Origin of the sequence: Klebsiella sp. SWET4 (assembly GCF_024296565.1) — a bacterium.
Classification (GTDB): domain Bacteria; phylum Pseudomonadota; class Gammaproteobacteria; order Enterobacterales; family Enterobacteriaceae; genus Klebsiella; species Klebsiella variicola.
Map to the genome: position 1 here is coordinate 35,904 of NZ_JANCOB010000011.1, position 10,817 is coordinate 46,720.

The 10,817-nt window shown below is 64.3% G+C and carries 10 protein-coding genes; 6 read left to right on the plus strand and 4 right to left on the minus strand.

Features of this window, described 5'->3' with window-relative positions; all coding sequences use genetic code 11:
* Positions 1 to 61: 61 nt before the first annotated feature.
* Genes fepC through fepD form a run of 3 tightly spaced genes read right to left on the minus strand, consistent with a single transcriptional unit; the run spans position 62 to position 2,849 of the window.
* Positions 62 to 856 (minus strand): iron-enterobactin ABC transporter ATP-binding protein, encoded by a 795-nt coding sequence (fepC, locus tag NKJ21_RS21510; protein WP_012542491.1) that lies wholly within the window; start codon positions 854 to 856, stop codon positions 62 to 64.
* A complete protein-coding gene (gene fepG / locus NKJ21_RS21515) occupies positions 853 to 1,845 on the minus strand; it encodes an iron-enterobactin ABC transporter permease (protein ID WP_167806880.1) in 993 nt (330 codons plus the stop codon). The genes fepC and fepG overlap by 4 nt, the downstream gene beginning before the upstream one ends.
* Positions 1,842 to 2,849, minus strand: coding sequence for a Fe(3+)-siderophore ABC transporter permease (gene fepD / locus NKJ21_RS21520; protein ID WP_023297205.1), 1,008 nt, complete (start codon positions 2,847 to 2,849; stop codon positions 1,842 to 1,844). Before fepD ends, fepG begins: the two co-directional genes overlap by 4 nt.
* 112 nt (positions 2,850 to 2,961) lie before the next feature.
* Here fepD and entS point away from each other — a divergent pair, with 112 nt between their 5' ends.
* Positions 2,962 to 4,203 carry an enterobactin transporter EntS gene (gene entS, locus NKJ21_RS21525; RefSeq protein ID WP_008805583.1) on the plus strand — a complete coding sequence of 414 codons (1,242 nt, stop codon included), beginning with the start codon at positions 2,962 to 2,964 and terminating at the stop codon, positions 4,201 to 4,203.
* A gap of 356 nt (positions 4,204 to 4,559) precedes the next feature.
* On the opposite strand, the gene fepB is transcribed toward entS, so the two are convergent.
* A complete protein-coding gene (gene fepB / locus NKJ21_RS21530) occupies positions 4,560 to 5,519 on the minus strand; it encodes a Fe2+-enterobactin ABC transporter substrate-binding protein (RefSeq protein WP_012542488.1) in 960 nt (319 codons plus the stop codon).
* Between the two features lie 187 nt (positions 5,520 to 5,706).
* Between fepB and entC the strand changes: the two genes are divergently transcribed.
* From entC to entH, 5 genes are read left to right on the plus strand one after another with little or no spacing between them, the layout of a single operon-like run.
* Positions 5,707 to 6,882 carry an isochorismate synthase EntC gene (gene entC / locus NKJ21_RS21535; RefSeq protein WP_008805585.1) on the plus strand — a complete coding sequence of 392 codons (1,176 nt, stop codon included), beginning with the start codon at positions 5,707 to 5,709 and terminating at the stop codon, positions 6,880 to 6,882.
* Positions 6,883 to 6,891: 9 nt separating this feature from the next.
* Positions 6,892 to 8,499, plus strand: coding sequence for a (2,3-dihydroxybenzoyl)adenylate synthase EntE (gene entE / locus NKJ21_RS21540; protein ID WP_131008660.1), 1,608 nt, complete (start codon positions 6,892 to 6,894; stop codon positions 8,497 to 8,499).
* A 13-nt stretch (positions 8,500 to 8,512) separates the two neighbouring features.
* Positions 8,513 to 9,364, plus strand: coding sequence for an enterobactin biosynthesis bifunctional isochorismatase/aryl carrier protein EntB (entB, locus tag NKJ21_RS21545; protein WP_012968725.1), 852 nt, complete (start codon positions 8,513 to 8,515; stop codon positions 9,362 to 9,364).
* The gene (gene entA / locus NKJ21_RS21550) at positions 9,364 to 10,119 is read left to right on the plus strand and encodes a 2,3-dihydro-2,3-dihydroxybenzoate dehydrogenase EntA (protein ID WP_012068428.1); all 756 of its coding nucleotides are present in this window, start codon (positions 9,364 to 9,366) and stop codon (positions 10,117 to 10,119) included. Before entB ends, entA begins: the two co-directional genes overlap by 1 nt.
* Positions 10,120 to 10,533: a proofreading thioesterase EntH gene (entH, locus tag NKJ21_RS21555; RefSeq protein WP_008805589.1), complete on the plus strand. Its 414-nt coding sequence runs from the start codon at positions 10,120 to 10,122 to the stop codon at positions 10,531 to 10,533. It abuts the gene before it with no gap.
* The last annotated feature ends 284 nt before the right edge of the window (positions 10,534 to 10,817 follow it).

Here is a 10,817-nt window from a genome sequence, read left to right on the forward strand (position 1 = left end):
TTGAGTTCGGGCTACAGCAGGTAGCCCGGCTCAGCGTAGCGCAAGCCGGCGAAAGAGGAGATTACCGGCGGCCCAGCGGGACCACCAGCGGCGTATGCGCCACCGGATCCTCAATGATCGTGCAGCGCAGGCCGTAAATCCGTTCAATCAGATCGGCGGTGACGATCTCCTTCGGCGCCCCCTCGGCGACGATCTTGCCGTCGCGCAGGGCGATCAGGTGGGTGGCGTAGCGGCAGGCCTGATTAAGATCGTGCAGCACCGCCGCCAGGGTATAGCCCTTCTCGCGATTCAGCTCACTCAATAGCTCCAGCAGGTCGATCTGATGGCTGATGTCCAGCCAGGTGGTTGGCTCATCCAGCAGCATAATCGCCGTCTCCTGGGCCAGCACCATCGCAATCCACGCCCGCTGCCGCTGGCCGCCGGAAAGCGTGTCGACGCTCTGCAGCGCCAGATCGCTGATCCCGGTCGCCCGCATCGCCTTGTTCACCGCCTCTTCATCTTCTTTGCGCCAGCGGGTAAACAGCGGCTGGTGCGGATAGCGCCCGCGGGCCACCAGCTCCTGCACCGTGATATCGCCAGGAGTGGTGGCATTCTGCGCCAGCAGCCCGATGCGGCGGGCAACCTCTTTACTGGCGTACTGCTGGATCTGCGCGCCGTCGAGCCAGACGTGGCCGCTGGCCGGCGTCATCAGGCGACTGAGGGTGCGCAACAGCGTCGACTTGCCGCAGCCGTTGGGGCCGATAATGGCGGTGAAGTGGCCGTCAGGGATGGTCACGTTCAGCGACTCGGCGATGGTCTTGTTACCGTAGGCCAGGGTTAACTGCTCGCCGCGCAAACGGGAGGGGACAGCACTCATTTTTTGCGGGACTCCTGAATCAACAATGCAATAAGGTAAATACCGCCGAGGCTGACGGTTAACACGCCAACCGGCAGCTGCCACGGCATAAACAGCCGCTGGGCGCCGTAATCGGCCAGCGCCAGCAGCAGCGCGCCGCACAGGGCCGATTGGGTCAGTCCCCAGCGGGCCGTGCCGCTCAGGCGGCGGGCGATATGCGGTGCCACCAGCGCAATAAATGAGATCGGCCCGGCCAGCGCCGTTGAGGCGGCGGTGAGCACCACCGCCACCAGCATCAGCAGCAGGCGCGAACGCTCGACCTGCACACCCAGCGCGCAGGCGGTATCGTCGCCCATCTCCAGCAGTCGCATCCGGCGAACCAGCAGGGCGCTGCCCACCAGCATCAACAGGATCAGCGGCGCCGACGGCCAGGTTTTACCCCAGGTCAGGCCGTTAAGCGATCCGGCGTTCCACAGGCCCGCAGAAAGGGCGGTCTCCAGCGAGGCGCGCAGCAGCAGCCAGGTGTTGAATGCCACCAGCATGGCGCGCACGCCGATGCCGATAATGATCAGGCGGAAGGTCTCGATCCCGTTGCGCCAGGCCAGCAGCCAGACCACCAGCGAGGTCAGCACCCCGCCGGCCATCGCCGCCAGGGCAATCGCCGTCAGGTTCTGGCCGAAGAGGACCATCGCCACCAGCACGCCGCTCCAGGCGCCGGTGTTAAAGCCCATCACGTCCGGGCTGCCGAGCGGGTTGCGGGTCAGCGACTGGAAAATGGCGCCGCTGACGCCGAGCGCGGCGCCGATGAGCAGCGCCATTAACACCCGCGGCAGCCGCCATTCGTTCACCACCATCGCGACGTTGCGCGGCGCATCGCCGAACAGCGCCGAGAACACCTGGTCAATCGTCAGGGGCACCGGGCCTTGCGTCAGCCCGAGCAGGGAAATCAGCAGGCTGGCGGCCATCAGCACCAGGCAACTGGCTATCAGGCGGCGGGACGGGGCAATCACAGGCCACCTCCCCGCGGCTGACGGCGCACCAGCCAGATCAGCACCGGCGCGCCGAGAAAGGCGCTCACCACCGATACCCGCAGTTCGCCGGGCACCAGCAGGCGGCCAATCACGTCGGCAAACAGCAGCAGGGCCGGGGTGGCGAGCAGGGTGACCGGCAGCGACCAGCGATGATCGGCCCCCACCAGCCAGCGCGCCATATGCGGCATCATCAGGCCGATAAAGGCGATGGGGCCGACGACGGCGGTGGCGCTGCCGCACAGGACGGTGATGACGATCAGGCCGATCAGCTGGGTGCGGGCGACGCGGCTGCCGAGGGCGGTGGCGGTATCGTTGCCGAGGCTCAGGCTGTTAAGCGCCCGGCTCAGCAGCAGGGCGGCGATCCCCGCTATCACCACCGGCAGCAGGACAATTTTCAGCGTCTGCAGGGTGCGGATATCCAGCGAACCGGCCTGCCAGAAGCGCAGCTGATCGTAGACGTCCGGGTTGAGCAGGGCGATGCCGTTGGACAGCCCCTCCAGCACCGCCGCAAGGGCGACCCCGGCGAGGGTGAGGCGCACCGGGCTCAGCTGGCCGCCGCCCTGACTGCCGGTAAAGGCCACCAGCAGCGAGGCGCAGAGCGCGCCGCAAAACGCCAGCAGCAGTTGCTCCTGCGGGGAGGTGATCCCGAACAGCGCCGCGCCGAGGACGATGGCGAAGCTGGCGCCGGAGTTGACCCCCAGCAGGCCGGGGTCGGCCAGCGGGTTGCGGGTGAGCGTCTGCATCAGCGCGCCGGCGAGACCGAGGGCGACGCCGGCCAGCAGACCGGCCAGGGTACGCGGCAGGCGCGCGTCCAGCACGATGGTGCAGTCGGCGCTTTGACAGGTTCCGCTGAAGGCGGTGAATACCGTGCCGATCGGCAACGATTTGGCGCCGATGGTCAGGCTAAGCGCGGCGGCTAAGGCGAGTAATAGCAACAATCCGGGCACGGCGACAGAGCGTACCGCGGTCGTAGAAAACGACATAACTGACATCCCTGATATGATAATGATAGTAATTATCGTTATCGATTTTATTCAGCTATGGTAGCATGACCCACAGTAAAAAGGGTATTAAAAATAACGACAAGGCGCTGTAATGAACCGACAATCCTGGCTGCTCAATCTCAGCCTGCTGAAAACTCACCCGGCGTTTCGCGCCGTTTTTATCGCTCGCTTTATCTCTATTCTGTCGCTTGGCCTGCTGGGCGTGGCCATTCCGGTCCAGATCCAGATGATGACCCATTCGACCTGGCAGGTCGGGCTGTCGGTGACGCTGACCGGTGCGTCGATGTTTGTTGGTCTGATGGTGGGGGGCGTGCTGGCTGACCGCTATGAACGTAAACGCCTGATCCTGCTGGCGCGCGGCACCTGCGGCGTGGGCTTTGTCGGTCTGTGTCTGAACGCCCTGCTGCCGGAGCCGTCGCTGGCGGCGATCTACCTGCTGGGGATCTGGGACGGGTTCTTCGCCTCGTTGGGGGTGACCGCGCTGCTGGCGGCGACCCCGGCGCTGGTGGGGCGGGAAAACCTGATGCAGGCCGGGGCCATCACCATGTTGACGGTGCGCCTTGGCTCGGTGATTTCGCCGATGATCGGTGGCCTGCTGCTGGCCACCGGCGGCGTGGCCTGGAATTTCGGCCTGGCGGCGGCGGGGACCTTTATCACCACCTTAACCCTGCTGCGTCTGCCGCAGCTGCCGCCGCCTCCGCAGCCGCGCGAGCATCCGCTGCGATCTCTGCTGGCGGGGCTGACCTTCCTCTGTCAGAGCCCGCTTATCGGCGGGATTGCGCTGCTTGGCGGTCTGCTGACCATGGCCAGCGCGGTGCGGGTGCTCTATCCGGCGCTGGCCGGGAGCTGGCAGATGTCGGCCGGACAGATTGGCCTGCTGTACGCCGCTATTCCGCTCGGTGCGGCGCTGGGGGCGTTGACCAGCGGCCAACTGGCCCAGACGGTGCGGCCGGGTGCGCTGATGCTGGCGACCACGGTGGGATCGTTTGTCGCCATTGCGCTGTTCAGCCTGATGCCGCACTGGGCGTTGGGCGCGCTGTGCCTGGCGCTGTTTGGCTGGCTGAGCGCTATTAGCTCGCTGCTGCAGTACACCCTGATCCAGACCCAGACGCCGGAAAATATGCTCGGGCGGATTAATGGTCTGTGGACCGCGCAAAACGTCACCGGCGACGCCATCGGCGCGGCGCTGCTCGGCGGATTAGGGGCGGTGATGACCCCGGCGGCATCCGCCAGCGCCAGCGGCTGGGCGCTGGCGCTCGTCGGCGTGCTGTTGGTGGGGCTGCTACGCGAGCTGCGCCGTTTCCAGCGCCCGGAAATCGTCAACGAAAGTTAAGTAGGGTGCACTTGCCCGGTGGCGGCTACGCCTTACCGGGCCTACAGTCTCGGGCATTGTAGGCCGGTGCAAGCGCCGCGCCGCCCGGCAAAGAGTTCAGGTTGCGTACCCGTCCTGATGCCCGGTGGCGGCTACGCCTTACCGGGCCTACGGTCTGGCCTGGGGGACTCTGGCATTGTAGGCCGGGCAAGCGCAGCGCCGCCCGGCAAAGAGTTCAGGTTACGTTCCCGTCCTGATGCCCGGTGGCGGCTACGCCTTACCGGGCCTACGGTCTCGGGCATTGTAGGCCGGGCAAGCGCAGCGCCGCCCGGCAAAAGAGTTCAGGCCGCGTACTCGTCCTGATGGCACGGCCCGCGTTAGCCGAACAGGCTGGAGAGACGCTGGAGCACCAGCAGGGCGCTGTAGTAGTCAAGACGGAAGGTCTCGGTGCCCAGCGGGTAGACGCGTTTGCCTGCGACCGCCGGGAGATGCGCCAGCAGCGGGTTGGCGTAGATGGCATCCGCATCTTTCTGGTCGCCGGCGAACAGGAACAGGCTCTGGCCGTTCAGACCGGCCGCGAGGTTCTCCCCGCCCAGCTGCACGATATCGTGGCGTTTACCCTGGCTATGGCTGGCGGGCAGGCCGCCCGGCAGCGTCGCCAGGCTAAAGCCCAGCTGTTCGAGCATCTGCCCCTGGGCCGATGCCGGCGTCCAGATATTGGCGCTGTGCGCGGCGGCGGTATAGACCAGGGCGGTCACCGGCTGCGGCGGCAGTTTCATTTTTTCTTTTAACGAAACGAGCTGTTTATTGAAGTCGGCAATGCGCGCGCTGGCCTGCTGCTCATGGCCGGTGATCTGCCCCAGTTGGGTGAGCAAGGTTTGCCAGCTTTTATCGTCATAGTTGATGACCAGCGTCGGGGCGATCGTTTTGAGCTGATCGTACAGCGGCAGGGCAGAGTCGCCGCCGGTGGCGCTCACCAGGATCAGATCCGGCATCTGGGCGGCCACCGCTTCCGCGCTTGGTTCGCCGATGTACAGCCGCGCCAGCTTGCGGGCTTTGGCGACCTCGCTCCACTGACGCAGAAAGCCCTGACTATCGGCGACGCGGTTGTTCGGCGTGGTCGCGCCGCTGGCGACCACCGGGGCGTCAATCGCCAGCAGCGAGCCGGTGAGGGTCACGCTGGTGGAGACAATGCGCAGCGGCTGGCTCGGCAGGGTGTGTGTCCCGTAGCTGTCGGTGACCTGGCGCGGCCAGTCCGCCGCCTGGGCTGAGGTAATTCCTAAAAGCAACAGCATGCCGGTCAGCGCACCGCGGCGGCAGAAAGAAAAGAAGTTCACGTCATCGCATCCTGATTCGAAAGGTAATAAATGCGTCTCATTTTCAACTTTGCGTCAGCAGGATGCAAGCCAAAGTGGCGCGCAATGACGTAACGCGGTTGACATGGCGGGCAATACCTTTTAGGTTAGCCAACCAAAATACAAATGATAATTATTCGTAATATATTTATCGTTTTTGGAGGATGATATGGAAACGTCACTGGCTGAGGATGTACAGAAACACACCCAGACCCTGTCTCCGGACAGCTTCTTCTTTATGTCGCCGTACCGCAGTTTTAGCACCTCCGGCTGCTTCCGCCGCTTCTCACAGCCCGCTGTCGGCGGCGATGCGCTGAACGGTGAGTTCCAGCAGCAGCTGGCCGCCGCTTTTGCCGACGCCCGCGCGGCGGGGATCCGCAAGCCGGTGATGGTGGGGGCTATCCCGTTCGACACCTGTCAGCCTTCCGAGCTCTATATCCCCGAGCGCTGGGAAGCGTTCTCCCGCCCGGAAAAACAGCGTTCCGCCCGCTACGCCGCGCCGCTGGAGACAATGGAAGTGGTGGAGCGCCGGGAGATCCCGGAGCAGGACGCGTTTTTAGCCATGGTGGAACGCGCTGCCGCGCTGACCGCCACCCCGGAAGTGGACAAGGTGGTGCTCTCAAGGCTTATCGATATTACCACCCGCGACCGCGTCGATAGCGGCGCGCTGATGGAGCGACTGATCGCCCAGAACCCGGCGAGCTTTAACTTCCACGTGCCGCTCTCCGACGGCGGCGTGCTGCTGGGCGCCAGCCCGGAGCTGCTGCTGCGTAAAGACGGGCCGCGCTTTAGCTCATTGCCGCTGGCTGGCTCCGCCCGTCGTCAACCGGACGATGTGCTGGACCGGGAAGCGGGCAACAGGCTGCTGGCATCCGGCAAAGATCGCCACGAGCACGAGCTGGTGACCCAGGCGATGAAGAGCGTGCTGGGCCCGCGCAGCAGCCAGCTGTCGCTGCCGGCATCGCCGCAGTTGATTACCACCCCAACGCTCTGGCACCTGGCAACGCCAATCGAAGGCACCGCGCTGGCGCAAGAAAACGCCATGTCGCTGGCCTGTCTGCTGCACCCGACCCCGGCGCTGAGCGGCTTCCCACACCAGGTGGCGAAGCGCCTGATTGCCGAACTGGAACCCTTCGACCGTCAGCTGTTCGGCGGCATCGTCGGCTGGTGTGACGATGAAGGCAACGGCGAATGGGTGGTGACCATCCGCTGCGCGCGTCTGCAGCAGCGTACGCTGCGCCTGTTTGCCGGCGCGGGAATCGTTCCGGCCTCCTCGCCGCTGGGCGAATGGCGCGAAACCGGCGTCAAACTGACCACCATGCTTAACGTATTTGGCTTGAATTAAGAGGCAAGGATGATTGCATTTACCCGTTGGCCGGAAGAGTTTGCGGCCCGCTATCGTCAAAAAGGCTACTGGCAGGATCTGCCGTTAACCAATCTGATCACCCGTCACGCGGAAAGCGACGCCGTGGCGATTATCGATGGCGAACGGCAGATTAGCTACCGCCAGTTTAATCAGCTGGTGGACAACCTTGCCTGCTCGCTGCAGTGCCAGGGACTGAAGCGCGGGGAAACCGCGCTGGTGCAGTTGGGCAACGTCGCCGAGTTTTACATCACCTTCTTTGCGCTGCTGCGCATCGGCGTCGCGCCAGTGAACGCGCTGTTCAGCCATCAGCGCAGCGAGCTTAACGCCTACGCCGCGCAGATTAAACCGGCGCTGCTGATTGCCGATCGCGAGCACGCGCTGTTTGCTGACGATAGCTTCCTCCATGCGTTTATCGCTGAGCATCCTTCCCTGCGCGTCGCACTGTTGCGTAACGACGGCGGCGAGCGCGATCTGGCGACGGAGATTAACCGCCCGGCGGATAACTTTGTCGCCAATCCAACCCCTGCCGACGAAGTGGCCTTTTTCCAGCTCTCCGGCGGCAGCACCGGGACGCCGAAGCTGATCCCGCGCACCCATAACGATTACGACTACAGCATCCGCCGCAGCAACGAGATCTGCGGGATCAACGCTGAGACGCGCTACCTCAACGCGCTGCCGGCGGCGCATAACTATGCGATGAGTTCCCCGGGTTCGCTCGGCGTCTTCCTCGCCGGCGGGCGGGTGATCCTCGCTGCCGACCCGAGCGCCACCCTCTGTTTCCCGCTGATTGAACAACATCAGATTAACGTTGCCTCGCTGGTGCCGCCGGCGGTCAGCCTGTGGCTGCAGGCGATCCATGAATGGGGCAGCAATGCGCAACTGCAATCGCTGGAGCTGCTGCAGGTCGGCGGCGCGCGCCTGTCGGCGACCCTCGCCGCGCGCATTCCGGCGGAAATCGGCTGCCAGCTGCAGCAGGTGTTCGGCATGGCGGAGGGGCTGGTGAATTACACCCGCCTTAACGACAGCCCGGAGCGGCTCATCCATACCCAGGGCTGCCCGATGTGCCCGGACGATGAAGTGTGGGTAGCGGATGCCGACGGCAACCCGCTGCCGCGCGGCGAAGTGGGCCGCCTGATGACCCGCGGGCCGTACACCTTCCGCGGCTACTACAACAGCCCGCAGCATAACGCAGAAGCCTTTGACGCTGACGGGTTTTACTGCTCCGGCGATCTGATTTCGATCGACGAAGACGGGTATATCACCGTCCAGGGCCGGGAAAAAGATCAGATCAACCGCGGCGGCGAGAAGATCGCCGCCGAAGAGATCGAAAACCTGCTGCTGCGCCATGAGGCGGTGATCCACGCCGCGCTGGTCAGCATCGAAGACAACCTGCTGGGCGAGAAAAGCTGCGCTTATCTGGTGGTGACCTCGCCGCTGCGCGCCGTCGCGGTGCGCCGCTTCCTGCGCGAGCAGGGGGTGGCTGAATTTAAACTGCCGGATCGCGTGGAGTGCGTTGCCGCGCTGCCGCTGACGCCGGTGGGCAAAGTCGATAAAAAACAATTACGTCAGTGGCTGGCCGAAGGCAAGCTGGGCTGAAGGAGAACAGAGAATGGCAATCCCTAAATTACAGGCATATGCGCTGCCGGAAGCCAGCGATATCCCGGCGAACAAAGTCAACTGGGCCTTTGAGCCGTCGCGCGCCGCGCTGCTGATCCACGATATGCAGGAGTATTTCCTCAACTTCTGGGGCGAAAACAGCGCGATGATGGAGAAAGTGGTGGCCAATATCGCCGCCCTGCGCGACTTCTGCAAACAGAACGGCATTCCGGTGTACTACACCGCCCAGCCGAAAGAGCAGAGTGATGAAGATCGGGCGTTGCTGAATGATATGTGGGGGCCGGGCCTGACCCGCTCGCCGGAGCAGCAGCAGGTGATTGCCGCGCTGGCGCCGGATGAAGACGATACCGTGCTGGTGAAATGGCGTTACAGCGCATTTCATCGCTCGCCGCTGGAGGAGATGTTGAAAGAGGCCGGCCGCGACCAGCTGATCATCACCGGCGTTTATGCTCATATCGGCTGCATGACCACCGCCACCGATGCTTTCATGCGCGATATCAAACCGTTCTTTGTCGCCGACGCCCTGGCGGACTTCAGCCGTGAAGAGCACCTGATGGCGCTGAAATACGTCGCCGGCCGCTCCGGCCGCGTGGTGATGACCGAAGAGCTGCTGCCGCTGCCGGCCTCCAAAGCGGCGCTGCGCGCGCTGATCCTGCCGCTGCTCGACGAATCCGACGAACCGCTGGATGATGAAAATCTGATCGACTACGGTCTGGATTCGGTGCGGATGATGGCCCTGGCCGCCCGCTGGCGCAAAGTGCACGGCGATATCGACTTCGTGATGCTGGCGAAGAACCCGACCATCGACGCCTGGTGGGCGCTGCTCTCCCGTGAGGTGAAATAATGGCGGCGCTGGATTTCCACGGCCAGACCGTGTGGGTGACCGGCGCAGGTAAAGGGATTGGCTATGCCACCGCGCTGGCTTTCGTCGAGGCCGGGGCTAACGTCACCGGTTTCGACCTTGCCTTTGACGGCGAAGGTTATCCGTTTGCCACCGAAACGCTGGACGTCGCCGATGCCGGTCAGGTACGCGACGTGTGCGCGCGGCTGCTCAACAACATCGAACGACTGGACGTGCTGGTGAACGCCGCCGGGATCCTGCGCATGGGCGCCACCGACCAGCTGAGCGCGGAAGACTGGCAGCAAACCTTCGCGGTCAACGTTGGCGGCGCGTTTAATCTGTTTCAGCAGACGATGGCCCAGTTCCGCCGTCAGCGGGGCGGGGCGATCGTCACCGTCGCCTCCGATGCCGCGCATACGCCGCGTATCGGCATGAGCGCCTATGGCGCCTCGAAAGCGGCGCTGAAAAGCCTGGCGTTAACCGTTGGCCTTGAGCTGGCAGGCAGCGGCGTGCGCTGCAACCTCGTGTCGCCGGGCTCCACCGACACCGATATGCAGCGCACCCTGTGGGTCAGCGACGATGCCGAGCAGCAGCGGATCCGCGGCTTCGGCGAGCAGTTTAAGCTCGGCATCCCGCTGGGCAAAATCGCCCGCCCGCAGGAGATCGCCAATACCATTCTGTTCCTCGCCTCTTCTCACGCCAGCCATATTACGCTGCAGGATATTGTGGTCGATGGCGGCTCGACGCTGGGGGCGTAAATGGCCTGGAAGCGAGAGCTCACGCTGGCGGCGCTGAACGCCAGCAGCGAAAACACCATGGTGGCGCATCTTGGCATCATCTACACCCGACTGGAAGCGGGGCTGCTGGAGGCGGAGATGCCGGTGGATGCGCGCACCCATCAGCCGTTTGGTCTGCTGCACGGCGGCGCCTCCGCGGCGCTGGCGGAGACGCTGGGCTCGATGGCCGGTTGGCTGATGACCGAAGAAGGGCAGTGCGTGGTGGGCACCGAGCTTAACGCTACCCACCATCGTCCGGTCTCCAGCGGAAAAGTGCGCGGCGAATGCCGACCGCTGCATCTTGGCCGCCAGAGCCAGAGCTGGGAGATAGTGGTGTATGACGAGAAGGGGCGGCGCTGCTGCACCTGTCGTCTGGGCACCGCGGTGCTGGGCTAAGAAGTCGCTGTTTCCCCGGCTTGCGCTACGCTTAGCAGGGCTACGGTTTCTGGACCAGGAAGCCGCTGTTTCCCCGGCTTGCGCGACGCTTAGCCGGGCTACGTATCGGCGCAATGGGTAGCCCGGATAAGGCGCAGCGCGCCGCCATCCGGGAATTTCCCTGCTCGAGCTGCGCTTAGCAGGGCTACGGTTTCTGGGCCAGGAAGCTGCTGTTTCCCCGGCTTGCGCTACGCTTAGCCGGGCTACGTATCGGCGCAATGGGTAGCCCGGATAAGGCGCAGCGC